At 73.5% G+C, this 26876-nt stretch carries 23 protein-coding genes; 18 read left to right on the top strand and 5 right to left on the bottom strand.

The window, feature by feature from the left end:
- Nucleotides 1–2 precede the first annotated feature (2 nt).
- From ABZ948_RS10895 to cobC, 12 genes are all read left to right on the top strand, one after another.
- Nucleotides 3–1511, top strand: a complete 1509-nt coding sequence (locus ABZ948_RS10895) for a cobyric acid synthase (RefSeq protein ID WP_359758593.1) — start codon at nt 3–5, stop codon at nt 1509–1511.
- Entirely contained in the window at nt 1508–5164 is a 3657-nt protein-coding gene (cobN, locus tag ABZ948_RS10890) for a cobaltochelatase subunit CobN (RefSeq protein WP_359758592.1), read from the top strand. Before ABZ948_RS10895 ends, cobN begins: the two co-directional genes overlap by 4 nt.
- The gene (locus ABZ948_RS10885) at nt 5161–7155 is read left to right on the top strand and encodes a putative cobaltochelatase (RefSeq protein WP_359758591.1); all 1995 of its coding nucleotides are present in this window, start codon (nt 5161–5163) and stop codon (nt 7153–7155) included. The genes cobN and ABZ948_RS10885 overlap by 4 nt, the downstream gene beginning before the upstream one ends.
- Nucleotides 7155–7754: a cob(I)yrinic acid a,c-diamide adenosyltransferase gene (cobO, locus tag ABZ948_RS10880; RefSeq protein ID WP_359758590.1), complete on the top strand. Its 600-nt coding sequence runs from the start codon at nt 7155–7157 to the stop codon at nt 7752–7754. Before ABZ948_RS10885 ends, cobO begins: the two co-directional genes overlap by 1 nt.
- The gene (locus ABZ948_RS10875; protein WP_359758589.1) at nt 7751–9127 is read left to right on the top strand and encodes a cobyrinic acid a,c-diamide synthase CobB; all 1377 of its coding nucleotides are present in this window, start codon (nt 7751–7753) and stop codon (nt 9125–9127) included. Before cobO ends, ABZ948_RS10875 begins: the two co-directional genes overlap by 4 nt.
- Entirely contained in the window at nt 9124–9855 is a 732-nt protein-coding gene (gene cobI / locus ABZ948_RS10870) for a precorrin-2 C(20)-methyltransferase (protein ID WP_359758588.1), read from the top strand. Before ABZ948_RS10875 ends, cobI begins: the two co-directional genes overlap by 4 nt.
- A 67-nt stretch (nt 9856–9922) precedes the next feature.
- Nucleotides 9923–10741, top strand: a complete 819-nt coding sequence (gene cobM / locus ABZ948_RS10865) for a precorrin-4 C(11)-methyltransferase (protein ID WP_359758587.1) — start codon at nt 9923–9925, stop codon at nt 10739–10741.
- Entirely contained in the window at nt 10738–11976 is a 1239-nt protein-coding gene (gene cbiE, locus ABZ948_RS10860) for a precorrin-6y C5,15-methyltransferase (decarboxylating) subunit CbiE (RefSeq protein WP_359758586.1), read from the top strand. The genes cobM and cbiE overlap by 4 nt, the downstream gene beginning before the upstream one ends.
- On the top strand, nt 11973–13673 hold the full coding sequence (cobJ, locus tag ABZ948_RS10855; RefSeq protein WP_359758585.1) for a precorrin-3B C(17)-methyltransferase: 1701 nt from the start codon (nt 11973–11975) through the stop codon (nt 13671–13673). Before cbiE ends, cobJ begins: the two co-directional genes overlap by 4 nt.
- Entirely contained in the window at nt 13670–14257 is a 588-nt protein-coding gene (locus ABZ948_RS10850; RefSeq protein ID WP_359758584.1) for a precorrin-8X methylmutase, read from the top strand. Before cobJ ends, ABZ948_RS10850 begins: the two co-directional genes overlap by 4 nt.
- Entirely contained in the window at nt 14254–15192 is a 939-nt protein-coding gene (locus ABZ948_RS10845) for a sirohydrochlorin chelatase (RefSeq protein WP_359758583.1), read from the top strand. The genes ABZ948_RS10850 and ABZ948_RS10845 overlap by 4 nt, the downstream gene beginning before the upstream one ends.
- Nucleotides 15182–16237: an Rv2231c family histidinol phosphate aminotransferase CobC gene (cobC, locus tag ABZ948_RS10840; protein ID WP_359758582.1), complete on the top strand. Its 1056-nt coding sequence runs from the start codon at nt 15182–15184 to the stop codon at nt 16235–16237. Before ABZ948_RS10845 ends, cobC begins: the two co-directional genes overlap by 11 nt.
- Nucleotides 16238–16272: 35 nt before the next feature.
- Here the strand turns inward: cobC and ABZ948_RS10835 are convergent, their stop codons facing one another.
- Together ABZ948_RS10835 and ABZ948_RS10830 are read right to left on the bottom strand one after the other, a co-directional pair.
- Nucleotides 16273–17166, bottom strand: coding sequence for an SCO1860 family LAETG-anchored protein (locus tag ABZ948_RS10835; RefSeq protein WP_359758581.1), 894 nt, complete (start codon nt 17164–17166; stop codon nt 16273–16275).
- Nucleotides 17167–17324: 158 nt separating this feature from the next.
- The gene (locus tag ABZ948_RS10830; RefSeq protein ID WP_359758580.1) at nt 17325–18416 is read right to left on the bottom strand and encodes an amidohydrolase family protein; all 1092 of its coding nucleotides are present in this window, start codon (nt 18414–18416) and stop codon (nt 17325–17327) included.
- Between the two features lie 131 nt (nt 18417–18547).
- Here ABZ948_RS10830 and ABZ948_RS10825 point away from each other — a divergent pair, with 131 nt between their 5' ends.
- The 6 genes from ABZ948_RS10825 (at nt 18548) to thpD (ending at nt 24226) form a co-directional block, all read left to right on the top strand.
- Nucleotides 18548–19648, top strand: coding sequence for a pyridoxal-phosphate-dependent aminotransferase family protein (locus ABZ948_RS10825; RefSeq protein ID WP_359758579.1), 1101 nt, complete (start codon nt 18548–18550; stop codon nt 19646–19648).
- 498 nt (nt 19649–20146) lie between these two features.
- On the top strand, nt 20147–20683 hold the full coding sequence (locus ABZ948_RS10820; RefSeq protein WP_359758578.1) for a DinB family protein: 537 nt from the start codon (nt 20147–20149) through the stop codon (nt 20681–20683).
- Between the two features lie 339 nt (nt 20684–21022).
- Nucleotides 21023–21529, top strand: a complete 507-nt coding sequence (gene ectA / locus ABZ948_RS10815; protein ID WP_359758577.1) for a diaminobutyrate acetyltransferase — start codon at nt 21023–21025, stop codon at nt 21527–21529.
- Nucleotides 21530–21596: 67 nt separating this feature from the next.
- The gene (ectB, locus tag ABZ948_RS10810) at nt 21597–22868 is read left to right on the top strand and encodes a diaminobutyrate--2-oxoglutarate transaminase (protein ID WP_359758576.1); all 1272 of its coding nucleotides are present in this window, start codon (nt 21597–21599) and stop codon (nt 22866–22868) included.
- Nucleotides 22869–22911: 43 nt separating this feature from the next.
- Nucleotides 22912–23310: an ectoine synthase gene (locus tag ABZ948_RS10805; protein ID WP_031118884.1), complete on the top strand. Its 399-nt coding sequence runs from the start codon at nt 22912–22914 to the stop codon at nt 23308–23310.
- 16 nt (nt 23311–23326) lie between these two features.
- Entirely contained in the window at nt 23327–24226 is a 900-nt protein-coding gene (thpD, locus tag ABZ948_RS10800) for an ectoine hydroxylase (RefSeq protein WP_359758649.1), read from the top strand.
- A gap of 119 nt (nt 24227–24345) precedes the next feature.
- Here the strand turns inward: thpD and ABZ948_RS10795 are convergent, their stop codons facing one another.
- From ABZ948_RS10795 to ABZ948_RS10785, 3 genes are all read right to left on the bottom strand, one after another.
- Nucleotides 24346–25398, bottom strand: coding sequence for an aminotransferase class V-fold PLP-dependent enzyme (locus tag ABZ948_RS10795; protein WP_359758575.1), 1053 nt, complete (start codon nt 25396–25398; stop codon nt 24346–24348).
- 95 nt (nt 25399–25493) lie between these two features.
- A complete protein-coding gene (locus ABZ948_RS10790; RefSeq protein WP_359758574.1) occupies nt 25494–26216 on the bottom strand; it encodes a DsbA family oxidoreductase in 723 nt (240 codons plus the stop codon).
- Between the two features lie 73 nt (nt 26217–26289).
- A complete protein-coding gene (locus ABZ948_RS10785; protein ID WP_359758573.1) occupies nt 26290–26796 on the bottom strand; it encodes a GNAT family N-acetyltransferase in 507 nt (168 codons plus the stop codon).
- Nucleotides 26797–26876: the final 80 nt, after the last annotated feature.

Raw genomic sequence — 26876 nt, 5'->3', positions numbered from 1 at the left:
GCATGAGCGGTGGGCTTCTCGTCGCCGGGACCACCTCCGACGCGGGCAAGAGCGTCGTGACGGCCGGGATCTGCCGGTGGCTGGTGCGGCAGGGCGTCAAGGTCGCGCCCTTCAAGGCGCAGAACATGTCCCTGAATTCGTTCGTGACGCGGGAGGGCGCCGAGATCGGGCGGGCGCAGGCCATGCAGGCACAGGCCTGCCGGGTCGAGCCGACCGCGCTGATGAACCCGGTGCTGCTCAAGCCCGGGGGGGAGCAGAGCAGTCAGGTCGTGCTGCTGGGCAAGCCGGTCGGTGAGCTGAGCGCGCGCGGCTACCACGGCGGGCGGCAGCAGAAGCTGCTCGGCACGGTGCTGGACTGCCTGGAGCAGTTGCGGGGCACGTATGACGCGGTGATCTGTGAGGGGGCCGGTTCTCCCGCCGAGATCAACCTCCGGCGGACGGACATCGTCAACATGGGCATCGCCCGGGGCGCCGGGCTTCCCGTGCTCGTCGTCGGCGACATCGACCGGGGCGGTGTCTTCGCCTCGTTCTTCGGGACGGTGGCGCTGCTGTCGCGCGAGGACCAGGAGTGCGTCGCCGGGTTCCTCGTCAACAAGTTCCGCGGGGACGTCTCCCTGCTGGAGCCGGGCCTTGACATGCTGCACGGACTGACGGGGCGGAAGACGTACGGCGTGCTGCCGTTCCGGCACGGGCTGGGGATCGACGAGGAGGACGGGCTGCGGGTCTCCCTGCGGGGCGCCGTGCGGGAGTCCGTCGTCGCGCCGCCGCTCGGGGAGGACGTGCTGCGCGTCGCCGTGTGCGCCGTGCCGCTGATGTCCAACTTCACCGACGTGGACGCCCTGGCCGCCGAACCGGGCGTCGTGGTGCGGTTCGTGGACCGGCCGGAGGAGCTGGCCGACGCCGACCTCGTCGTCGTGCCCGGCACCCGTGGCACGGTCCGCGCGCTGGACTGGCTGCGTGAGCGGGGGCTCGCCGACGCCCTGGTCCGCCGGGCCGCCGAACAGCGGCCGGTGCTCGGCGTCTGCGGCGGCTTCCAGCTCCTCGGCGAGCACATCGAGGACGACGTCGAGAGCCGCCGGGGCCACGTCGACGGGCTGGGGATCCTGCCCGTGCGGGTGCGGTTCGCCCGCGAGAAGACCCTCACCCGGCCGGAGGGCGAGGCCCTCGGCGAGCGCGTCGAGGGCTACGAGATCCACCACGGGGTCGCCGACGTCACCGGCGGCGAGGCCTTCCTGGACGGCTGCCGGGTCGGCCAGACCTGGGGCACGCACTGGCACGGCTCGCTGGAGTCGGACGGCTTCCGGCGGGCGTTCCTGCGCGAGGTGGCGGCCGCCGCGGGCCGCCGTTTCGTGCCGGCTCCGGACACCTCGTTCGCCGCGCTGCGCGAGGAGCAGCTCGACCGGCTCGGCGACCTGATCGAACAGCACGCGGACACCGACGCGCTGTGGCGGCTCATCGAGTCCGGCGCGCCGCAAGGACTGCCCTTCATTCCACCGGGAGCACCCGCATGAGCACTGTGTTGTTGTTGTCGACCGCCGACACGGACCTGCTGGCGGCCCGGGCCGCCACGGGTGCCTCGTACCGGATCGGCAATCCGACCCGCGTGGACGTGCGCGAGGAGCTGCCGGCTCTGCTGGACGGCGCCGACCTCGCCGTGGTGCGGCTGCTCGGCGGCAAGCGGGCCTGGGAGGACGGGCTGGCCGCGCTGAAGGCCGCCGGGATCCCGACCGTGCTGCTGGGCGGCGAGGCCGTGCCGGACGCGGAGCTGATGGCCGAGTCGTCGGTGCCGGCCGGTGTCGTCGCCGAGGCGCTGAAGTACCTCGTGGAGGGCGGGCCGGAGAACCTCACCGAACTGGCCCGGTTCCTGTCCGACACGGTGCTGCTCACCGGCGAGGGCTTCGCCGCGCCGCGCAAGATGCCCGAGTACGGCGTCCACGGCGAGCGGGCGTTCAGCGAGGGCCGTCCGACCGTCGGCGTGCTCTTCTACCGGGCCCACGAGCTGAGCGGCAACACCGCCTTCGTGGACACGCTGTGCGACGCGATCGAGGCCCACGGCGCCAACGCCCTGCCCGTGTACTGCGGTTCGCTGCGGGGTGCGGACGAGGGGCTGTACGAGATCCTGGGCCGGGCGGACGCCCTGGTCGCCACTGTCCTGGCCGCCGGCGGCACGCACGCCTCGCAGGCCTCGGCGGGCGGTGACGAGGAGGCCTGGGACATCGGTGCCCTCGCCGAGATGAACGTCCCGGTGCTGCAGGGGCTGTGCCTGACCTCCTCGCGGCAGGCCTGGGAGGAGTCGGACGCCGCCCTCTCCCCCATGGACGCCGCGATGCAGGTGGCGATCCCGGAGTTCGACGGGCGGCTGATCACCGTGCCGTTCTCCTTCAAGGAGCAGGGCCCGGACGACGTACCGGTGTACGTGGCCGACCCGGAGCGTGCCGCCCGGGTCGCCGGCATCGCCGTACGGCACGCCCGGCTCAAGCACAAGGAGAACGGCGAGAAGAAGCTCGCGCTGGTCTTCACCGCGTACCCGACCAAGCACTCGCGGGTCGGCAACGCGGTCGGGCTCGACACGCCGGCCTCGGCCGTGCGGGTGCTGGACGCCCTGCGGGACGCCGGGTACGCCGTCGAGGGGTACCCCGACAACGGCGACGAGCTGATCCACCGGCTGATCGAGGCCGGCGGGCACGACGTGGAGTGGCTGACGGAGGAGCAGTTGTCCGCCGCGCCCGCGCGGGTGCCGCTGGCGGACTACCGGGCCTGGTTCGACAAGCTCGACCCGGAGCTGCGCGACGCCATGACCGAGGCGTGGGGCGAACCGCCGGGCAGCCTCTACGTCGACGGGGACGACATCGTGCTGGCGTCCCTGCAGTTCGGGAACGTCGTGGTGATGATCCAGCCGCCGCGCGGCTTCGGCGAGAACCCCATCGCGATCTACCACGACCCGGACATGCCGCCGTCGCACCACTACATGGCGGCCTACCGCTGGCTGGAGAACAGTTTCGGCGCGGACGCGATCGTGCACATGGGCAAGCACGGCACCATGGAGTGGCTGCCCGGCAAGGGCCTCGGGCTCAGCGGCGGCTGCGCCCCGGACGCCGTCCTCGGTGACCTGCCGCTGATCTACCCGTTCATCGTCAACGACCCCGGCGAGGGCACCCAGGCCAAGCGCCGCGGCCACGCCACGGTCGTCGACCACCTCGTGCCGCCGATGGCCCGCGCCGACACCTACGGCGATCTGGCCAAGCTGGAGCAGCTCCTCGACGAGTACGCGCTCGTCTCCGACCTGGACCCGGCCAAGGCCCCGGCCGTGCGGGCGCAGATCTGGACGCTGGTGAAGGCCGCCGAGCTCCACCACGACCTGCACGTGGACGAGCAGCCGGACGACGAGGCGTTCGACGAGTTCGTCATGCACATCGACGGCTACCTGTGCGAGATCAAGGACGTGCAGATCCGCGACGGCCTGCACATCCTGGGCGGCGGGCCGGTCGGTGAGCCGCGCGTCAACCTGGTGCTGGCCGTGCTGCGCGCCTCGCAGGTGTGGGGCGGCCAGGCCAACGCGCTGCCCGGTCTGCGGGCCGCGCTGGCGGAGCACTTCGGACTGGTGGAGAAGGAGCTGCTGGCCGAGCCGGGCGCCCCGGTGAAGGTGCCCGTCGAGCTGACCGACCTGGTCGACGGCCCCGCGCGCAGCGCCGCCGACGCGATCGACCTGCTGGAGCAGCTGTGCCGGCGGATCGCGGAGGGCATGGAGGAGCGGGGCTGGGCGGTCGCCGAGAGCGCGCCGCTGGTCCGCGAGGTGCTCGGCACCGAACTGGCCGACGCCGTCGCCGTGCTGGAGTTCGCCTGCGCCGAGGTCGTGCCCCGGCTGGAGCGGACCACCGACGAGATCGGGCACATCCTGCGCGCCCTGGACGGCGGTTACGTCCCGGCCGGTCCCTCCGGCTCGCCGACCCGCGGTCTGGTCAACGTGCTGCCGACGGGCCGGAACTTCTACTCCGTCGACCCCAAGGCGATCCCGTCCCGGCTCAGCTGGGAGGTCGGGCAGTCGCTCGCCGACTCGCTGGTGCAGCGCTACCTCCAGGACACCGGCGAGTACCCGAAGTCCGTCGGCCTGACGGTGTGGGGCACCTCCGCCATGCGCACCCAGGGCGACGACATCGCCGAGATCCTGGCGCTGCTGGGCTGCCGACCCGTCTGGGACGACGCCTCGCGCCGGGTGACCGGGTTCGAGGTGATCCCCCTGGCGGAGCTGGGCCGGCCCCGCATCGACGTCACGGTCCGCATCTCCGGCTTCTTCCGGGACGCGTTCCCGCACGTGGTCGGGCTGATCGACGACGCCGTGCGGGCGGTGGCCGAGCTGGACGAGCCGGCCGAGTCCAACTACGTCCGCGCCCACGCCGACGAGGACACCGCCGAGCACGGCGACCGGCGCCGCGCCACCGCCCGCATCTTCGGCTCCAAGCCGGGGGCGTACGGGGCCGGTCTGCTGCCGCTCATCGACGCCCGCAACTGGCGCTCCGACGCGGACCTCGCCGAGGTGTACGCGGTGTGGGGCGGCTACGCCTACGGGCGCGGGCTCGACGGACGGGCCGCGCGCGGGGACATGGAGACCGCGTTCAAGCGGATCGCCGTCGCCGCGAAGAACGTCGACACCCGCGAGCACGACCTGGTCGACGCCGACGACTACTTCCAGTACCACGGCGGCATGGTCGCCATGGTGCGGCATCTGACCGGCGCCTCCCCCGAGGCCTACGTCGGCGACTCCGCCACCCCGGACCAGGTGAAGACCCGCACGCTGGGCGAGGAGACGCACCGCGTGTTCCGCGCCCGGGTGGTCAACCCGCGCTGGATGGCGGCCATGCGGCGGCACGGCTACAAGGGCGCCTTCGAGATGGCGGCGACCGTCGACTACCTCTTCGGGTACGACGCCACGGCCGGGGTCGTGGACGACTGGATGTACGAGAAGCTCAGCGCCGAGTACGTCTTCGACCCGGAGAACCGGGACTTCATGAAGAAGTCCAACCCCTGGGCGCTGCGCGGCATCACCGAGCGGCTGCTGGAGGCGGCCGAGCGGGGTCTGTGGGCCGAGCCGGACGCGGAGACGCTGGAGCGGCTGCGCGCCACCTACCTGGAGCTCGAAGGCGACTTGGAGGGCGACGACAAGTGACCACCCCGTTTCCGTTCACGGCCGTCGTCGGCCAGGACGACCTGCGGCTCGCGCTGCTGCTGAACGCCGTGTCACCGGCGGTCGGCGGTGTGCTGGTGCGCGGTGAGAAGGGCACCGCCAAGTCGACGGCCGTACGGGCCCTTTCGGCGCTGCTGCCGGAGGTCCCGGTCGTCCCCGGGTGCCGCTTCTCGTGCGACCCCGCCTCCCCCGACCCGGGGTGCCCCGACGGGCCCCACGAGGCCGGCGGCGGCGTGGAGCGGCCCGCCCGCATGGTGGAGCTGCCCGTCGGCGCCTCCGAGGACCGGCTTGTGGGCGCGCTGGACATCGAGCGGGCGCTGTCGGAGGGCGTGAAGGCCTTCGAGCCCGGCCTGCTCGCGGACGCGCACCGCGGGATCCTCTACGTCGACGAGGTCAACCTCCTCCACGACCACCTGGTCGACCTGCTGCTGGACGCGGCCGCGATGGGCGCCTCGTACGTCGAGCGCGAGGGCGTCTCCGTACGGCACGCCGCGCGGTTCCTGCTCGTCGGCACGATGAACCCCGAGGAGGGCGAGCTGCGGCCGCAGTTGCTCGACCGGTTCGGGCTGACCGTCGAGGTCGCGGCCTCCCGGGAGCCGGACCAGCGGGTCGAGGTCGTGCGCAGGCGGCTGGCCTACGACGACGACCCGGCCGCCTTCGCGGCCCGGTGGGCCGAGGACGAGGCCGAGGTACGGGCGCGGATCGTGGCGGCGCGTGCGCTGCTGCCGTCGGTGCGGCTCGGCGACGGGGCGCTGCGGCAGATCGCGGCGACCTGCGCGGCCTTCGAGGTGGACGGCATGCGCGCCGACATCGTGATGGCCCGGACCGCGACCGCGCTGGCCGCCTGGGCCGGGCGGACGGACGTGCTCGCGGAGGACGTCCGGCAGGCGGCGCTGCTCGCGCTGCCGCACCGGCGGCGGCGCAACCCCTTCGACGCGCCCGGGCTGGACGAGGACAAGCTGGACGAGACGCTGGAGGAGTTCGGCGGCTCGGAGGACGACGACCCGGACCCGGACCCCGGGCCGGACGGACCCGGTGGGGGCGGCGGGCAGCCAGACCCCGGCGAGGGTCCCGAGGGCGGTGACACGGGCGCGCAGCCCGAGGCCGGGGAGGGCGGGCAGCCGCAGCCTTCCGGGGGCGGCGAGCAGTCGGCCGTACGGGCCTCCGAGCCGTTCCGCACGAAGGTGCTGAGCGTGCCCGGGATCGGCGAGGGCGCCGCCGGGCGGCGTTCGCGGGCACGGACCGAGCACGGGCGGACCACCGGGGCGCGGCGACCGCAGGGCGCGCTCACCAAGCTGCACCTGGCGGCGACCGTGCAGGCCGCCGCCCCGCACCAGCGGGCCCGCGGACGGTCCGGGCCCGGCCTGGTGGTACGCCGGGACGACCTGCGGCAGGCCACCCGCGAGGGGCGCGAGGGCAATCTCGTGCTGTTCGTCGTGGACGCCTCCGGGTCGATGGCGGCCCGGCAGCGGATGAGCGCCGTGAAGGGCGCCGTGCTGTCGCTGCTGCTGGACGCCTACCAGCGGCGGGACAAGGTCGGTCTGGTGACCTTCCGGGGCACGGGCGCCGACGTCGCGCTGCCCCCGACCTCGTCGGTGGACGCGGCGGCGGCCCGGCTGGAGTCGCTGCCCACGGGTGGGCGCACGCCGCTCGCGGCGGGACTGCTGCGGGCGCACGACGTGCTGCGCGTGGAGCGGCTGCGGGATCCGGCGCGGCGGCCGCTGGTCGTGGTGGTGACGGACGGGCGGGCCACGGGCGGCCCGGAGCCGGTCGCGCTGGCTTCGCGTGCGGCGCGGCTGTTCGCGGCCGAAGGGGTCGCCTCCGTGGTCGTGGACTGTGAGTCGGGGCCCGTGCGGCTGGGGCTCGCCGGGCAGCTCGCGGGCGAGCTCGGCGGTACGGCGGTGACGCTGGACGAGTTGCGGGCGGACTCGATCGCCGGGTTGGTGAAGGACGTACAGAGGAGGGCCGCGTAATGCCGCAGGGACAGCCGAGTGTGATTCCCGACGACGGGCTGACGACCCGGCAGCGCCGGAACCGGCCGCTGGTCGTGGTGCACACGGGCGTCGGCAAGGGCAAGTCCACCGCCGCGTTCGGGCTCGCGCTGCGCGCCTGGAACCAGGGGTGGCCGATCGGGGTGTTCCAGTTCGTCAAGTCGGCGAAGTGGAAGGTCGGCGAGGAGAACGCGCTGCGGGTGCTGGGGGCGTCCGGGGAGGGCGGGTCCGTCGACTGGCACAAGATGGGCGAGGGCTGGTCGTGGGTGCAGCGCGACGCTCAGATGGACAACGAGGAGAAGGCCCGGGAGGGCTGGGAGCAGGTCAAGCGGGACCTGGCGGCCGAGACGTACAAGCTGTACGTGCTCGACGAGTTCGCGTACCCGATGCACTGGGGGTGGGTCGACACCGACGAGGTCGTCGACGTCCTGCGGAACCGGCCCGGCACACAGCATGTGGTGATCACCGGGCGGAACGCGCCCGAGAAGCTCGTCGACTTCGCCGATCTCGTGACCGACATGTCCAAGGTGAAGCATCCGATGGACGTGGGCCAGAAGGGCCAGAGGGGCATCGAGTGGTGAGTGCTTCCGTCCCTCGGCTGGTCATCGCCGCGCCCTCCTCGGGCAGCGGCAAGACCACCGTCGCCACGGGGCTGATGGCCGCGTTCGCCGCGCGGGGGCTCGCCGTGTCGCCGCACAAGGTCGGGCCGGACTACATCGACCCCGGGTACCACGCGCTCGCGACCGGGCGGGTGGGGCGGAACCTGGACGCGTACCTGTGCGGGCCCGAGCTGGTCGGGCCGTTGTTCCTGCACGGGGCGCGGGGGTGTGACATCGCCGTCGTCGAGGGCGTGATGGGGCTGTACGACGGGGCGGCGGGGGAAGGGGAGCTGGCCTCCACCGCCCATGTCGCGAAGCTGCTGCGGGCGCCGGTGGTGCTGGTCGTCGACGCGTCGTCGCAGTCGCGGTCGGTGGCTGCCCTGGTGCACGGGTTCGCCTCCTGGGACCCCGAGGTGCGGATCGGGGGCGTGATCCTGAACAAGGTCGCCTCCGACCGGCACGAGGAGCTGTTGCGGGAGGCGCTGGACTCGGCCGGCGTGCCCGTTCTGGGTGTGCTGCGGCGGGTGGGGCAGGTGGAGACGCCGTCGCGGCATCTCGGGCTGGTTCCTGTCGCCGAACGGCAGGGTGCGGCCATCGAGGCTGTCGCTGCGATGGCCGCGCAGGTCTTGGACGGTTGTGACCTGGGGGCGTTGGAGGCCCTGGCACGTGCGGCCGGTGCCGTACCAGCGGGCTCCGCCCCCTGGACCCCCGCCTCGCCCGCCCACCACCCGGCTCCGTCGGACGGGCAGCGCGCGCCCGTCATCGCCGTCGCCGGTGGGTCCGCCTTCACGTTCTCCTACGCCGAACACACCGAACTGCTCACGGCCGCCGGGGCCGAAGTCGTCACCTTCGACCCGTTGCGGGACGAGGAACTGCCCGAAGGGACCCGGGGGTTGGTGATCGGGGGCGGGTTCCCCGAGGTGTACGCCGCCGAGCTGTCCGCGAACGAACCGTTGCGGAAGGCCGTCGCCGAGCTGGCGAACAGCGGTGCTCCCGTGGCCGCCGAGTGCGCCGGGCTGCTGTATCTGTGCCGGGAGCTGGACGGGCTGCCGATGTGCGGGGTGCTGGACGCCTCGGCGCGGATGAGCGAGCGGCTCACTCTGGGCTACCGGGACGCCGTCGCGGTCGGCGACAGCGTGCTCGCGGCGGCCGGGACGCGGATGCGCGGGCACGAGTTCCACCGGACCGTCGTGGAGCCCGGGTCGGGGACGGAGCCCGCCTGGGGCGTGAGAAGCCCCCGGCCGCGGGTCGAAGGTTTCGTACAGCGCGGTGTGCACGCGAGTTATCTGCACACGCACTGGGCGTCCGAGCCCGGTGTCGCCCGTCGGTTCGTGGAGAGGTGCCGGACGTCATGAGCAGCAGGCTGGTCGGAGTCGGGGTGGGCCCCGGGGATCCGGAGCTGGTGACCGTCAAGGGCGTCAACGCCCTGCGGGAGGCCGATGTCGTCGTCGTGCCCGTGATGGACACGGGTGAGCGCGGCCGGGCCGAGGCGACCGTGTTGCACTACGTGCCCGAGGAGAAGGTCGTCCGGGTCGTGTTCGCGCTGAACGAGCGGAGCGACCGGGGCCGGCGCGAGGCCGCCTGGGACGCGGCGGGCGCCCGCGTCGCCGAACTGCTGCGGGCGCACGACGCCGTGGCCTTCGCGACCATCGGCGACCCCAACGTGTACTCGACCTTCACCTACCTCGCGCAGACCATCGCCGAGCTGGTGCCGGGGACCATCGTGGAGACCGTGCCCGGCATCACCGCCATGCAGGACCTCGCCGCCCGGTCGGGTGCCGTGCTCACCGAGGGGACCGAGCCGCTGACGCTGGTGCCCGTCACCGCGGGGGCGACCGTGCTGAAGGAGGCCCTCGCCGGGCCCGGCACGGTCGTCGCCTACAAGTTCGGCCGGCAGGCGCACGAGGTCGCCGAGGCGCTGCGCGAGACCGGGCGGATCGGGGACGCGGTGTGGGGATCGGCGCTGGGGCTGACGGAGGAGTCGATCCGCCCGGCCGCCGACCTCGACGGCGCTCCCCTGCCCTATCTGTCGACGCTCATCGCGCCCGCCCGGCGCGAGGGCGGCCGGGGCGGAAAGCTCTGACCCGGCCCCGCAGGTTCATCACCGTCCATTCATCACCGTCCAACCCCTGTACGAGAGGACCCCTCCCATGGCCGACGCCCCCGCCGGCAAAGTGACCTTCGTCGGTGCCGGCCCCGGCGCCGCCGACCTGCTGACGTTCCGTGCCGCGCGCGCCATCGCCGAGGCCGACGTCGTGATCTGGGCGGCCAGCCTGGTCCAGGCCGAGGTCCTCGACCACGCCCGCGAGGACGCGGAGATCCTCGACTCGGCGACCATGTCCCTGGAGGACGTCGTCGCCGTGTACGAACGGGCCCGCCGCGAGGGCCTGAAGGTGGCCCGCATCCACTCCGGCGACCCGGCCCTGTGGGGCGGTACGCAGGAGCAGCTCGACCGGTGTGCCGAGATCGGCATCGCGACCGAGATCGTGCCCGGGGTGTCCTCCTTCTCGGCCGTGGCGGCGCTGGCGCAGCGCGAGCTGACCATCCCGGAGGTCGCGCAGTCCGTGGTGCTGACCCGGCTCGGCGGCGGCAAGACGCCCATGCCGCCCGGTGAGGAGGTCCGCGAGTTCGCCAAGCACGGCACGACCATGGCCGTGTTCCTGTCGGCCGCCCGCAGCGGGCAGTTGGTGCGGGAGCTGCTGGAGGGCGGCTACCCGACGACGACGCCGGTCGTGGTGGCGTACCAGGCGACCTGGCCGGAGGAGCTGGTCGTGAAGTGCACGATCGGCACGCTGGAGGAGACGGTCAAGGAGCACAAGCTCTGGAAGCACACGCTGTTCCTGGTCGGACCGGCCCTCGACGCGCACGGCACGCGCTCGCACCTGTACCACCCGGGGCACTTCCACGGCTACCGCAAAGCCGACCCTCAGGCCCGCCGGGCGCTGCGCGAGCGGGGGGCGAGTACGTGATCACGGTGGTCGGCACCGGGACGGGGGCCGCGGCGCCTGACGGCGACGTCCTCGCCGGTGCCGAGCTGGTCGTGGGCGGTCGGCGGCATCTGGACGCCGTGCGGCTGCCGGACGGCGCCGGGCGGGTCGTGCTCGGGGCGCTCGCGCCCGCCCTCGACACCATCGAGGAGTACGTCGAGAAGGACCGGCCGGTCGTGGTGCTGGCCTCCGGCGACCCGGGGTTCTTCGGGATCGTGCGGGTGCTGGCCGAGCGGTTCGGGGCGGAGCGGCTGGACGTGCGGCCGGGAGTGTCGTCCGTCGCCGCCGCCTTCGCGCGGATCGGGCTGCCCTGGGACGACGCCGTGGTGGTCAGCGCCCACGGGCGGGACCTCAGGACGGCCGTCAACGTGTGCCGGGCGCGAGCGAAGACGGCCGTGCTGACCGGGCCGGGGGCCGGTCCGGCCGAGCTGGGTGCCGCGCTGGCGGGCGAGGACCGGGTGCTGGTCGTCGCGTCCGGGCTCGGCTCCGCCGCCGAGCGCGTGGAGCGCGTGACGCCCGCCGAGGCCGCCGCCCGGGACTGGGGTACGGCGGTGAGCGTGGTGCTGTGCCTGGACGAGACGCGGGCGCTCGGGCCGGTGCGGACGGTCGCGGGGCCCGGGGAGCGGCCGGCCGGGTGGGCCCTGGACGAGGCGGAGTTCGCGCACCGCGACTCGATGATCACCAAGTTCGAGGTGCGGGCGCTGGCCCTGGCCCGGCTGGGTCCCCGGCTGGGGGACCTGGTGTGGGACGTGGGCGCGGGCTCCGGCTCGGTGGCCGTGGAGTGCGCCCGGCTCGGGGCGGCGGCCGTCGCCGTGGAGAAGGCGCCCGACGGGGTGGAGCGGATCCGCGCCAACGCCGCCGCGCACGGCGTGGACGTCCGCGTGGTGCACGGCGCGGCACCGGACGCGCTGGAGACGCTCGCCGACGACCCGGACGCCGTGTTCGTCGGGGGCGGCGGGCGGGAGCTGCCCGCGATCGTCGCCGCGTGCGCCCGGCGGGCCCGGCGCGCGGTGGTCGTCGCGATGGCCGCGCTCGACCGGGTGCCGGCCGCGCGCGAGGCCCTGACGGGCGCCGGGTTCTCCTGCGACGGAGTGCTGTTGCAGTCGTCCCGGCTCGCGCCGCTGCCGGGTGAGGTGTCCCGGCTGGCGGCCACCAATCCGGTTTTCCTGTTGTGGGGTGTCAGAGAACCCCTGGATCGTGAGGGAGTTGCCCAGTGATCGGCCTCATTTCCGCCACCGCGGCGGGGGCGGCGGCGCGCGACCGGCTGGCCGCGGCGTGGCCGGACCGCACCCGCGTGTACGAGGGTCCCGTGGGGGACGCCGTCCGGCGGGCGTTCGCGGAGTGCGAGCAGCTCGTGTGCTTCCTGGCGACCGGCGCGGTCGTGCGGATCGTCGCCCCGCTGCTGGCGGACAAGGCGAACGACCCGGGTGTGGTCTGCGTCGACGAGGCCGGGCGGTTCGCCGTGTCGCTGGCCGGCGGGCACGGCGGCGGCGCCAACGACCTCGCCCGTGCGGTCGGTGACGTGCTGGGCGCCGAGCCCGTGGTGACCACCGCGACGGACGCCGTGGACCTGCCCGGCCTGGACACGCTCGGACTGCCCGTGGAGGGCGATGTCGCCGGGGTCTCGCGGGCCCTGCTCGACGGTGAGCCGGTGGCGCTGCGGGCCGAGGTGGCCTGGCCTCTGCCGCCGCTCCCGGTCGCGGCCGAGGGGCCGTACACGATCCGGCTGACGGACCGGCTCGTCGAGGCGGCGGAGGGCGAAGTGGTGCTCCGGCCGCCGTCCCTGGTCGTCGGCGTGGGCGCCTCCTCGGGCGTTCCGGTCGAGGAGGTGCTGGGGCTGGTCGAGACCGCGCTGCGGGAGGCGGGGCTGTCGGCCCGCAGCCTCGCCGAGTTCGCCACGGTCGACGCCAAGGCCGAGGAGCCCGGCATCGTCGAGGCCGCGCGGCGGCTCGGGGTGCCGCTGGTGACGTACGCGGCCGGGGAGCTGTCCGGGGTCGAGGTGCCCAACCCGTCCGACGCGCCGCTCGCCGCCGTCGGCACGCCTTCCGTCGCGGAGGCCGCGGCGCTGCTGCGCGGCGGCGAACTGCTCGTTCCCAAGCGGAAGTCGCAGCGCGCCGACGGCACGCCGGCGATGGCGACCTGTGCCGTCGTACGGCGGCCCGGGCGCGGGCGGCTCGCGGTGGTGGGGCTCGGGCCGGGCGCCCGGGACCTGCTGACGCCGCGCGCCAGGGCCGAACTGCGGCGCGCCGCCGTGCTCGTCGGGCTCGACCAGTACGTCGACCAGATCAGGGACCTGCTGCGGCCCGGCGCGCGGGTCCTGGAGTCGGGGCTCGGGGCCGAGGAGGAGCGGGCCCGCACGGCCGTCGAGGAGGCCCGCAAGGGGCAGGCCGTCGCGCTGATCGGCAGCGGCGACGCGGGCGTGTACGCCATGGCCTCCCCCGCGCTCGCCGAGGCGTCCGACGACATCGACGTGATCGGCGTGCCCGGGGTGACGGCGGCCCTCGCGGCGGCCGCGATCCTCGGTGCGCCGCTCGGGCACGACCACGTGTCGATCAGCCTGTCCGACCTGCACACGCCGTGGGAGGTCATCGAGCGCCGCGTGCGGGCGGCGGCCGAGGCGGACATCGTGGTCACCTTCTACAACCCGCGTTCGCGCGGCCGCGACTGGCAGCTCCCCAAGGCGCTCGCGATCCTCGCCGAGCACCGCGAGCCCTCGACGCCGGTCGGTGTCGTGCGGAACGCCTCGCGGCCGGACGAGTCGAGCCGGCTCACGACCCTGGGTGCACTGGACCCGGCGACGGTCGACATGATGACGGTCGTGACCGTGGGCAACACGGCGACCCGGGACATCGCGGGGCGCATGGTGACGCCGCGCGGCTACCGCTGGCAGACCGCGCAGGAGGGCGCCGAGTGAACCGCGTCGTGCATCCCATCGAGGTGGAGTCCTACCGGCGGCTGCGCGCCCGCCTGGACACCTCCCACTTCCCGCCGCTGACCCGGGCGGTCGTGGAGCGGGTCATCCACTCCGCCGCCGACCTCGACTACGCCACCGACCTCGTCATGGCCGAGGCCGACCTGGAGAAGGCGCACGCCGCGCTGCACGCCGGGGCGCCCGTGGTCGTGGACGTGGAGATGGTCGGGGCCGGCATCACCCGCCGCGAGACCGTCTGCCGGCTGAAGGACGCCGAGGCCGGTCCGGGCCTGACCCGGTCCGCGCACGCGATCCGGCTCGCCTACGAGCAGGTCGGGCCGGGCGCCCTGTGGGTGATCGGCAACGCCCCGACCGCGCTGGAGGAGCTGCTGACCCTGGACGCCGGCCCGGCGCTCGTCATCGGGCTGCCCGTCGGGTTCGTCGGTGCCGTCGAATCGAAGGCCGCACTGCGCGAGAGCGGGCTGCCCGCCGTGAGCAACGTGTCCGAGAAGGGCGGCTCCGCGGTCGCCGCCGCCGCGCTCAACGCCCTGCTGTACCACCCCACTTCCGCCGAGGAGAAACTGTGACCACCCCGCCCGCCCTGCTCATCGCCGGCCACGGCACCCGGGACGACGCCGGAGCCGAGGCGTTCCGCGACTTCGTACGGGAGCTGGGGGCCCGCCACCCCGAACTGCCCGTCGCGGGCGGCTTCATCGAGCTGTCCCCGCCGCCGCTCGGCGAGGCCGTGACCGAACTGGTCGAGCGGGGTGTGCGGCGGTTCGCCGCCGTGCCGCTGATGCTGGTGTCGGCCGGGCACGCCAAGGGCGACATCCCGGCCGCGCTGGCCCGCGAGAAGGAGCGGCACCCCGGCATCTCGTACACCTACGGGCGTCCGCTGGGCCCGCACCCGGCGCTGCTGAACGTGCTGGAGCGGCGCCTGGAGGAGGCGCTGGGCGCCGGTCCCGGGCGCACGCCCGGGGACCGGTCCGACGTGACGGTGCTGCTGGTGGGGCGCGGGTCGACGGACCCGGACGCCAACGCCGAGGTGCACAAGGCGGCGCGGCTGCTGTGGGAGGGGCGCGGTTACGCGGGTGTCGAGACGGCGTTCGTGTCGCTGGCGGCGCCGGACGTGCCGAGCGGGCTCGACCGGTGCGTGCGGCTGGACGCGCGCCGGATCGTGGTGCTGCCCTACTTCCTGTTCACGGGCATCCTGCCGGACCGGGTGCGGCAGCAGACGGAGGGCTGGGCGGCCGCGCACCCGGAGGTCGAGGTGCGCTCGGCCGACGTCATCGGGCCGGAGCCGGAACTGCTGGACCTGGTGTGGGAGCGGTACGAGGAGGCTCTCAAGGGCGATCTGCGGATGAACTGCGACTCGTGCGTGTACCGGATCGCGCTGCCGGGCTTCGAGGACAAGGTGGGGATGCCGCAGCAGCCGCACTTCCACCCGGACGACGACGGGCACCACCACGGTCATGGCCACGGGCACGGTCATCACCACGGCGCGCACTCGCATGCGCACTGAGAACGGGCACGACCTGCGCCACCACGGGGACGCGGAGGTCCGGGACGACGGCGGCTCGCTCGTCGACCTCGCGGTGAACGTCCGCGCGGACACACCGCCGGCCTGGCTGCGGGAGCACATCGCCGGGGTGCTGGGCGGCCTCGCGGCCTACCCGGACGGCCGGGCGGCGCGCGCGGCGGTGGCGGCCCGGCACGGGCTCCCGGCGGAGCGGGTGCTGCTGACGGCGGGCGCGGCGGAGGCGTTCGTGCTGCTGGCGCGGGCGCTGAAGGTGCGGCGGCCGGTCGTCGTGCATCCGCAGTTCACGGAGCCGGAGGCGGCCCTGCGGGACGCGGGGCACACGGTCGACCGGGTGCTGCTGCGGGAGGCGGACGGCTTCCGGCTGGGCCCGGCGGCCGTCCCGGAGGACGCGGACCTGGTCGTGATCGGCAACCCGACGAACCCGACGTCGGTGCTGCACCCGGCGGACGCGATCGCCTCCCTGGCCCGGCCCGGGCGGGTGCTGGTGGTGGACGAGGCGTTCATGGACGCGGTGCCGGGCGAGCGGGAGTCCCTGGCGGGACGCGTCGACGTCCCCGGGCTCGTGGTGCTGCGCAGCCTGACGAAGACCTGGGGGCTGGCCGGGCTGCGGATCGGTTACGTCCTGGCGGCGCCGGAGACCGTCGAGGAACTGGAGCGGGCGCAGCCGCTGTGGCCGGTGTCCACGCCGGCGCTGGCGGCGGCCGAGGCGTGCGTCGGGCCGCGGGCGGTGGCCGAGGCGGCACACGCCGCGCACCGCGTCGCGTCGGACCGGGCGCACCTCCTGGCCGGCCTCGCCCGGTTCGCGCCGGCCGGGCTGCGGGTGGTCGAGCCCGCGCAGGGCCCGTTCCTCCTCATCCGCCTCCCGCGGGCGGCGACCGTACGCCGCCGCCTGCGCGACCTCGGCTACGCCGTGCGCCGAGGGGACACGTTCCCCGGCCTGGACGAGGAGTGGCTGCGCCTCGCGGTACGGGACCGCACGACCGTGGACGGCTTCCTGCGGGCGCTGGAACAGGCGCTGCACGGCTGACGCCCCGGCCGCGGCGCGGCGCTTCTCGAGGCGCGTCAGCCGCGCCGTCGGGCCAGGAACACCGCTGCGCCGCCCCCGGCCAGCAACGCCACCGCCCCGCCCACCAGGTACGGCGTCGCCGAACTGCCGCCCGTCTCCGCCAGGTTCGCCTCGGCGGGGGCGCCCTGGGGCTTGGTGTCGGCGGGCGGGTCGGAGGCTTCGGGCGCGGGGCCGGGCGTCTTGCAGGTGGCCTCGGCCAGGGTGAGCGTGCCGTCGACCTCGGCGACGTTCAGCTTCAGCGGGTCGACGGACACCCGCAGTTCCAGGGCGGTGGCAGCGGCCGAGCGGGCCGTTCTCCGGGGGCTCGACAGGTCCAGGCGCACCTCGCCGACGCCCGGGACCGCGACGTCGGTCGGGCCGCCGGCGGTCAGCTTGACGCGCTTGCCGAGCACGGTGACCGAGCCGGGCAGGTCGGTCGTGGCGACCGGCGCCTTCCCCACCTCGCAGGTGGCCCTGGACGTGACCTGCTCGACCTCGATCAGCGACAGCAGCGGCAGGCCCGGCACGTGCAGACGGGCATGGGCCAGCGTGGTGGTCCCCTCGGCCTTCGTGGCGGTCGCCGTGGCGCTCGCCCGCGCCGCCTCCGCGCGCAGCACGGTGAAGGGCCGGCCGCCGTCCACGGCGTCCAGACGGGCCGTCAGTGTGGTCTTCTCGGCGCTCTGCGGGGCCTCGACGTCGTTGAGGGAGACGGCGAGCGGGACGTTCACCGACTTGTTCAGCAGCGAGACGTCCAGGCCGGTGCGCAGGACGGCGGCGCTCGCGCGGCCGTGGTCGCCGGTGGCGTGCGCCGGGCTCACGCCGGTCAGGGCCGCGGGCCCGGCGGCGAGGGCCGTGGCCGTCGCGACGGTCGCCAGCCGGCGTGCGGGCATGCGGAAGGAAGTGCTGTTCACGGTGGGGACTCCCAGAAGAGACAGGCTCGGGACCCGGAAAGAATCACCCCACCGCGCGGCCCCCGTCAGCGATCCGACGCCGCTTCACCCCAACGGGGCGAGATCGCCGCTGTATTCGAATCCCTCGGAACAGACGTTCCCGGCGGTCACCCTCGTGGCTACCCGACCACGCGCCCGTTGAGCACCACCCGGCGCGGCGCCGCCAGCACGCGTACGTCCGCGCGCGGGTCCTCGTCGTAGACCACCAGGTCGGCCGGGGCGCCCTCGTCGAGGCCGGGACGGCCGAGCCAGGCGCGGGCGCGCCAGGTGCCCGCCGCCAGGGCCTCGACGGGCGGGATGCCCGCGGTGACCAGCTCGGCGACCTCCGCCGCCGCCAGGCCGTGGGCGAGGCCGCCGCCGGCGTCGGTGCCGACGAAGACGGGGATCCCGGCGTCGTAGGCGCCCCGGACGGTGTCGTAGCGGCGGGCGTGCAGCCGGCGCATGTGGTCCGACCAGCGCGGGAACTTCTCCTGGCCGCCGTCGGCGAGCCGCGGGAAGGTCGCGATGTTGACGAGGGTCGGGACGATGGCGACGCCGCGCTCGGCGAACAGCGGGACGAGGTCCTCGGTCAGGCCCGTGGCGTGTTCGATGCAGTCGATGCCCGCCTCGACGAGGTCCCGCAGGGAGTCCTCCGCGAAGCAGTGCGCGGTGACCCGGGCGCCCAGGCGGTGCGCCTCGGCGATCGCCGCCTCCACCGCGCCGCGGGGCCAGCAGGCCGACAGGTCGCCGAGGTCGCGGTCGATCCAGTCGCCGACCAGCTTGACCCAGCCGTCGCCGCGCCGGGCCTCCTGGGCGACGTAGGCGACCAGGTCCTCCGGCTCGATCTCCCAGGCGTAGTTGCGGATGTAGCGGCGGGTGCGGGCGATGTGCCGCCCGGCGCGGATGATCTTCGGCAGGTCGTCGCGGTCGTCGACCCAGCGGGTGTCGGAGGGCGAGCCGGCGTCGCGGATCAGCAGGGTGCCCGCGTCCCGGTCGGTCAGCGCCTGCTTCTCGGCGACGTCCTGCGGGACCGCGCCGTGCCGGTCGAGTCCCACGTGGCAGTGGGCGTCGACCAGGCCGGGCAGGGCCCAGCCCTCGACGGTGCGGATGTCGCGGGCGCCGGCGGGGCGGTCGTAGGAGACGCGGCCGTCGACGACCCACAGTTCGTCCCGGACGTCCTCGGGCCCGACGAGCACCCGTCCCTTCACGTGCAGCACCGCGTGATCGCTCATGTACGGCACCTTAATGAGCCGCCGGTCGCGGCCTGAAGGGGCCCGGTCCCCGGGGGCTCTGCCGCGCGGGGGCGGGTGGGGCGCCGGTTACCCTCGATGCCGTCGAACCTGTGAGTGAAGAGAGCATTGCCGTGACGCATCCGTTTCTGGACCTGGCCCCGCTCGGCGCGGACCGCTTCGCCGCGATCGAGGACCGCGTGGCCCGGCTGCTGAGCACCGAGCAGGACGTCGTGATCATGCAGGGGGAGGCGCTGCTGCCGCTGGAGGGCGCGATCCGCGCCGCGGCCGGCCCGGGTACGACGGCGCTGAACGTCATCACGGGCCCGTACGGGCAGACGTTCGGCGACTGGCTGCGGGACTGCGGCGCGACGGTGGTCGACCTGGCGGTGCCCTTCCACACGGCGGTCACGGCCGAGCAGATCCGGCAGGCCTTCGCCGAGCATCCGGAGATCGACTTCGTGTCCCTGGTGCACGCGGAGGCGGCGACCGGCAACACCAACCCGGTCGCGGAGATCGGCGAGGTGGTGCGGGCTCACGGGGCGCTGTTCTACCTGGACGCGGTGGCGTCGATCGGGGCGGAGCCGGTGCTGCCGGACGCGTGGGGCGTCGACCTGTGCGTGATCGGGGCGCAGAAGGCGATGGGCGGTCCGGCCGGGGTGTCGGCGGTGTCGGTGAGCGAGCGGGCCTGGGCGCGGATGGCCGCCAACCCGAAGGCGCCGCGCCGCTCCTACCTCTCGCTCCTCGACTGGAAGGAGCGGTGGATCGACGGCGGCCGCAAGGCGCTGCTGCACGCGCCGGCGCAGCTGGAGATGCTGGCGCTCCAGGCGTGCGTGGAGCGGATCGAGGCGGCCGGGCTGGACGCGGTGATGGCCCGGCACGCGTCGGCCGCGGCGGCCACCCGGGCCGGGGCGCTCGCCCTCGGGGGCGGGCTGGAGCCGTACGTGTACGAGGCGCGGGACGCGGCGCCGGTCGCGACGACGCTGCGGGCGCCGGCCGGGGTGGTGGCGTCGGAGCTGGTCGCACGGGCCCTGGCGGCGGATCCGGCCCTGCCGGTGGCCGCCGGCGGGGGCGCGCTGGCCAAGGAGATGATCCGGGTCAACCACTACGGGGCGGACGCGACGCCGGGTGCCGTGCGGGCGTCTCTGGCCGCACTGGGCGTCGCCTTGTCGGAGAAGGGACTGTCGGTGGACGTGCCGGGGGCGCTGCGGGCCGCGGAGGAGGCGTGGCGGTAGTCGCCGGCCGAGGGGCCTACCAGGAGCGCCGGTCGCCGGCCTAGGCCGGCCAGACGCTCCGGTCACCCGCCGAAACCTGCCAGGCGCTCCGATCGCCGACCGAGGCCTGCCAAGGACTTCGGTCGCTGACCGAGGCCTGCCGGGAGCTCCGATCGCCGCCGAGGCCTGCCAGGGACTTCGGTCGCCGACCGAGGCCTGCCAGGGACTTCGGTCGCTGACCGAGGCATGCCGGGAGCTCCGATCGCCGCCGAGGCCTGCCAGGGACTTCGGTCGCCGACCGAGGCATGCCGGGAGCTCCGGTCATCGGCTGAGGCCCGCCGGGAGCTCCGGTCATCGACCGAGGCCGGCCGGGAACTCCGGTCATCGACCGAGGCCGGCCGGATGCTCTGTTCCCGGCCCCGCGGCCGGCCTCGCTCTCGGACGCCGGACCGGCTGGATCCTGTCGGTTGCCGACGCACGGGGCCCTGTGGTGCGGGTGGCCCGTGCCATGCTCCCGGCATGACCGCCGACACGTCCTCCGGCACCGCTTCCCGTCCCGACGGCCGCCCCGTCCCCCGCCTCACCGGCGACGAGCGGGCCATGCTCGAGAGCTGGCTCGACTTCCACCGGGCCACGCTGGAGCTGAAGTGTGCCGGGCTGGACGACGCGCAGGCGCGGATCCCCTCGGCCCCGCCGTCGCGGCTGACGCTGCTGGGGCTGGTGCAGCACCTCGCCGAGGTCGAACGGAACTGGTTCCAGCGGGTGGCCTGCGGCGCCGACGTGCCGCCCCTGTTCGAGGACGAGACCGGCTACGCGCTGGATCCCGGGCGGGGACTCGACGAGGCGCTCGGCATCTGGCGGCGGGAGATCGCCCGGGGGCGGGAGCTGTGCGCCGGGCTGCCGCTGGACCACATCGGGCGGGTGACCGCGGGGCCGGTGCCCGGGATGGAGGTCGGTCTGCGGTGGGTGCTCATTCACATGATCGAGGAATACGCGCGGCACAACGGTCACGCCGATCTCCTGCGGGAACGTATCGACGGAGTGACCGGGGCCTGAATTACACGTGTTTTCCGCAACATCCCGCATGTAAGCTGGCACACAATTAAGAATTCTTTCAAGAACAGCTTCCCGTATTCTTCTTCCCGCTTTTCCCGGTCCTAAACGCGCAGATTTTGAGGACACTCGGCGAGGCAATTCGGGGAGATCTCGTGGCGGTTACACGGCTGTGACGCGTTACACACTGTGACGGCTTTGCCCGGTATTATCCGGACAATAGCGGGCGTAACGCTGCCATCTCGCAGGAGCCCTCGCGCCCGCGTGATAACACAGACCGGCCTCATTCGTAACCCCGATCGGCGATGCAATTTTGAATTTCGCTGGGTAAGTTCAATTCGCATGACTGCCGTACAAGCAGATCCGCAAATCGACCGCCCCACGGTGGCTGACGGAGCCGCACTGTGGCGGATGGCGAAGGACTCCAAGGTTCTCGACCTGAACTCGTCCTACAGCTATCTGCTGTGGTGCCGCGACTTCGCGGCCACGTCGGCCGTCGCGCGTGACGAGCACGGCGAGCCGATGGGCTTCATCACCGGGTACGTGCGGCCGGACAGCCCGCACACCCTGCTGGTCTGGCAGGTGGCGGTGGACGAGGCCCACCGCGGGCGCGGGCTGGCAGCCGCGCTGCTCGACGGTCTGGTCGCGCGGACCGTCGCCGAGCGCGGGGTGACGACCGTGGAGACCACCATCACCCCGGGCAACACCGCCTCGGAGCGCCTGTTCACGTCCTTCGCCGAGCGTCACGGCGCGCCACTGGAGCGCGAGGTGCTGTTCGACACGGGCCTGTTCCCCGACGGGCCGCACGACCCGGAGGTCCTGTACCGCATCGGCCCGCTGCCCCACTGAGACTTCCCCCTCCCCAGACTTCCGCAGACTTCGCAGACTTCCCCCACGCACCGAGGAGCGATTCGTCGTGACCATCACCCAGCCCGACCTGAGCGTCTTCGAGACCCTGGAGTCCGAGGTACGCAGCTACTGCCGCGGCTGGCCCACCGTCTTCGACCGTGCGGTGGGCAGCCGCATGTACGACGAGGACGGCCACGAGTACCTCGACTTCTTCGCCGGAGCCGGGTCACTGAACTACGGGCACAACAACCCGGTCCTGAAACGCGCGCTGATCGACTACCTGGAGCGGGACGGCGTCGCGCACGGGCTCGACATGTCGACCACCGCCAAGCGCCGTTTCCTGGAGACGTTCCAGAACCTGCTGCTGCGCCCGCGTGACCTGCCGTACAAGGTCATGTTCCCGGGCCCGACCGGCACCAACGCCGTGGAGTCCGCGCTGAAGCTGGCGCGGAAGGTGAAGGGGCGCGAGGCGATCGTGTCGTTCACCAACGCCTTCCACGGCATGTCGCTGGGCTCGCTCGCCGTGACCGGCAACGCCTTCAAGCGAGCCGGCGCCGGCATCCCGCTGGTGCACGGCACGCCGATGCCGTTCGACAACTACTTCGACGGCCAGGTCCCGGACTTCCTGTGGTTCGAGCGGATCCTGGAGGACCAGGGCTCCGGCCTGAACAAGCCCGCCGCCGTGATCGTCGAGACCGTGCAGGGCGAGGGCGGCATCAACGTGGCGCGGCCCGAGTGGCTGCGCGCGCTGGCCGAGCTGTGCGAGCGGCAGGACATGCTGCTCATCGTCGACGACATCCAGATGGGCTGCGGCCGCACCGGCGCGTTCTTCTCCTTCGAGGAGGCCGGCATCACGCCGGACATCGTCACCGTCTCCAAGTCCATCAGCGGCTACGGCCTGCCCATGTCGCTCTGCCTCTTCAAGCCCGAGCTCGACGTCTGGGAGCCCGGCGAGCACAACGGCACCTTCCGCGGCAACAACCCCGCCTTCGTCACGGCCACCGCCGCGCTGGAGACGTACTGGGCGGACGGTTCCGCGATGGAGAAGCAGACCCGCAAGCGCGGGGAGCAGGTCGAGCAGGCGCTGATCTCCATCACCGAGGAGAACCTGGCCGACGTGAAGGAGTACCGGGGCCGCGGCCTGGTGTGGGGCATGGAGTTCCACGACAAGGCCCGCGCCGGCAAGGTCGCCAAGCGCGCCTTCGAACTCGGGCTGCTCATCGAGACGTCCGGCCCGGAGAGCGAGGTCGTGAAGCTGCTTCCCGCCCTCACCATCACGCCCGAGGAACTGGACGAGGGCCTGACGACGCTGGCCCGCGCCGTCCGCGAGACCGCCTGACCAACCAACCGGCACCACCCCACCTAGGAGGCATCGCAGCACCGTGATTGTCCGTTCGTTCAAGGAGATCGAAGGTACCGACCGGCACGTGAAGGCGGCGTCCGGTACGTGGGAGAGCAAACGCATCGTCCTCGCCAAGGAGAAGGTCGGCTTCTCCCTGCACGAGACGGTCCTGTACGCGGGCACGGAGACGTCGATGTGGTACGCGAACCACATCGAGGCCGTCGTCTGCGTGGAGGGCGAGGCGGAACTGACCGACCACGAAACCGGGCAGAAGTACACCATCACGCCCGGCACCATGTACCTCCTGGACGGGCACGAGAGGCACACGCTGCGGGTCAAGCAGGACTTCCGCTGCCTCTGCGTGTTCAACCCGCCCGTGACCGGACGGGAGGACCACGACGAGAACGGCGTATACCCGCTGCTCACCGAGGAGGTGTGACGTTTCCATGACGACCATCACCGACACCACCACCGGTATCCCCGACCTCTACCCCAGTCGGGGCGCCACCGAGGTGCTGACCCCGCGTCAGGACCCGGTCGTCTGGGGTGCGCCGGACGCGCCCGGTCCGATCGCGCCGGCCGACCTGCTGTCCTACGAGCGCGACGGCTTCCTCGCCATCGACCAGCTCATCACGGACGACGAGGTCGCCGTCTACCGCAACGAGCTGAACCGGCTGGTGACCGACCCGGACATCCGTGCCGACGAGCGGTCGATCGTCGAGCCGCTGTCCAAGGAGATCCGCTCGGTCTTCGAGGTCCACAAGATCAGCAAGGTCTTCGCCGACCTGGTCCGTGACGAGCGGGTCGTCGGCCGGGCGCGGCAGATCCTCGGCTCGGACGTCTACGTCCACCAGTCGCGGATCAACGTCAAGCCGGGCTTCGGGGCGAGTGGCTTCTACTGGCACTCGGACTTCGAGACGTGGCACGCCGAGGACGGTCTGCCGCGGATGCGCACGGTGTCGGTCTCGATCGCGCTGACCGAGAACTACGACACCAACGGCGGACTCATGATCATGCCGGGGTCGCACAAGACGTTCCTCGGGTGCGCGGGGGCCACGCCGAAGGACAACTACAAGAAGTCGCTGCAGATGCAGGACGCCGGGACGCCCTCCGACGAGGCGCTGACCCAGCTGGCCTCGCAGCACGGCATCAAGTTGTTCACGGGCAAGGCCGGTTCGGCGACCTGGTTCGACTGCAACTGCATGCACGGCTCCGGCGACAACATCACGCCGTTCCCGCGCAGCAACGTGTTCATCGTGTTCAACAGCGTGGAGAACCCGGCGGTGGAGCCGTTCGCGGCGCCGGTGCGGCGACCGGAGTTCATCGGGGCGCGGGACTTCACGCCGGTGCGGTGACGCTCTCGGCGGTCACGTGACCGCGGCACGGTGAAGTGACCGTTTGACACAGCTGCCGGGTGGGGCCTCTTCGTGTGGGACGGGAGGCCCCACCCGGTTTTTTCCATGCCGTCACGCCGTCATGCCTTCAGGACGTCCAGCAGCCGGTCCACGTCCGCCGCCGTGTTGTACAGGTGGAACCCGGCCCGCAGGTTCCCCGCCCGGTCGGACACCTCGATGCCCGCCCGGCTCAGGTCCTGCTGCCGGTGGCCGAGCCCCGGCACGGACACGATCGCGGAGCCCGGTGAGGGCACCGGCTCGTGGCCCAGCTCGGCGAGCCCGGCGCGGAAGCGGTCCGCGAGAGCGACGTCGTGGGCGTGGATGACGTCGACGCCGATCTCCTCGACCAGTTCCAGGGAGGCCCGCAGCCCGGCGTAGCTGAAGAGGGACGGGCTGATGTCGAACCGCCGCGCCGAGCCGGCGAGTTGCTCGACGGGGCCGTAGCAGCTCTCCCACGGGAACTCGCCGGCGACCCATCCGGCGAGCAGCGGGGAGAGCCCGCCGAAGTCCCGCGGGGCGACGAAGAACGCGGCCCCGTGCGGCCCCAGGAGCCACTTGAAGCCGACGGCGGCGAGGAAGTCGTCCGCGTCGGCCTCCATCGGGAGCCAGCCCGCGGACTGGGAGGCGTCGACGTAGGTGCGGGCACCGTGCGCCCGGGCGGCCTCGCGCACGGCGGGCAGGTCGGCGAGGCGGCCGTCGGCGGACTGGGCGGTGCTGACCGCGACGAGCGCGGTGCCGGGCCGGACGGACTCGGCGAGCCGCTCCAGCGGGACGGCCCGCACCTTGAGGTCGCCGCGCGCGTGGAACGGGTTCACCAGGGAGGCGAAGTCCCCCTCCGCCGTGAGGACCTCGGCGCCGGCGGGCAGGGAGGCGGCGATCAGCCCGCCGTACTCGGCGATCGAGGCGCCGGTCGCGACGCGCTCGGCCGGCACGCCGGCGAGCCGGGCGAAGGAGGCGCGGACGATCTCCACGTTCTCGTACAGGGGACCGATGGGCGTGCCGTCGGCGCGCATCCGCACCGCCTCGTGCAGAGCGGTGACGGTACGGGCGGGCAGGAGCCCGTTGCTCGCGGTGTTGAGGTAGGTGTGCTTCGGGGCGAACTCGGCACGGACGAGGTTCTCGAAGGTCTCCATGGGACCACTCTGCGGCCCCCGGATCTCCTCGTCCATTGCCGATTTCTGCGTGATGTCGCTAAGGAGCGCTTATACATGCGCTCCGAGCTGCGCGTTCAGCGCTGGGGCACGGCGCAGCCGTCCGGGCCGCAGACGTCGGCGCCGTCGGCGTCTCCGCTGTCGACGGTCTTCAGGGGCGCGTGCTCGCCGTACGCCTGGGTCAGGGCCCGGGCGAAGACCTCGGCGGGCTGGGCGCCGGAGACGCCGTACTTGCGGTCGAGCACGAAGAACGGCACACCGTTCGCGCCGAGCTGCGCCGCCTCGCGCTCGTCGGCCCGCACCTCGGCGGCGTACGCCTGCGGGTCGGTGAGCACCGCGCGGGCGGCCTCCGCCTCCAGTCCGGCGGCCACGGCGAGGTCCACCAGCCGCTCGTCGTCGTCGAAGACCGAGCGCTCCTCGGCGAAGTTGGCCCGGTACAGCAGGTCGAGCAGCTGCTCCTGGCGGCCCTGCTCCTTGGCGAAGTGCAGCAGGCGGTGCATGTCGAAGGTGCTGCCGTGGTCACGGCCGCGGGTGCGGTAGTCGAGTCCCTCGGCGGCGGCCTGCGCGCCCAGGTTGTCCTCGCCCGCCTCCGCCTGGGCCGCGCTCATCCCGTACTTCCTGGTGAGCATCGTGATCACGGGCTGGATGTCGCCCTTGGCGCGGCCCGGGTCCAGCTCGAAGGAGCGGTGCACCACCTCGACGTCGTCGCGGTGCGGGAAGTCCCGCAGCGCCTTCTCGAAGCGGGCTTTGCCCACGTAGCACCAGGGGCAGGCGATGTCGCTCCAGATCTCGACGCGCATGTGTCGGCTCTCTCCAGCTCGTACGGTACGGAGACTCCCTCCGCCGGGTGCATGAACGTTCAAGCAGCCTGGTTCATTCCCCGGGCACCGTGAACCGCAGCCGGAGGTGGTGGTCGTCCGGTCCGGCCGGGTGCTCCGGGTCGGCGACCCAGCCCTGGCGGGCGTAGAAGCCCTGCGCCCGCTCGTTGCCCGCGTGCACCTCCAGTACGGCCGTCCGCACACCGTCGACCCGCCACTCCTCCACGCAGGCGGTGTGCAGGGCCGTCCCGATCCCGGACCGCCAGCGGTCCGGGTCGACATGGAACTGGAGCAGCTTGACGACGCCCGACGGCTCCCCGTCCTGCCTGCGGAAGCAGGCGATGCCGGCCATGCGGCCGTCGCGCACCGCGCACAGCACCCGCCCGCCGGGCCGCGCGATCGCCTCCCGCCACCGGGCCTGCCAGTCGGCCCCGTCGTCCGGGAAGCCGTCCGGGTAGTACGAGGCCCGGGCCCGCCGGTGCAGGGCGGCGACCTCCTCGGCCTCGGCGGGCAGCACGGTCCTGATCACCAGGGGCGCGGCGGAGCGGTTCGTCTCGATCATGCCGCGGAGGACGTGCCCTGCGGCGGCGCGGTTCCCAGCCGCCTGAACTGCGCGGGCGTTCGGCGCTCCAGCCGGGCTGG

This window comes from Streptomyces olindensis, assembly GCF_040645895.1.
GTDB classification, from domain to species: domain Bacteria; phylum Actinomycetota; class Actinomycetes; order Streptomycetales; family Streptomycetaceae; genus Streptomyces; species Streptomyces olindensis.
Note: the sequence above shows the minus strand (reverse complement) of the source record. Positions and strands in the feature narration are given on the sequence as shown.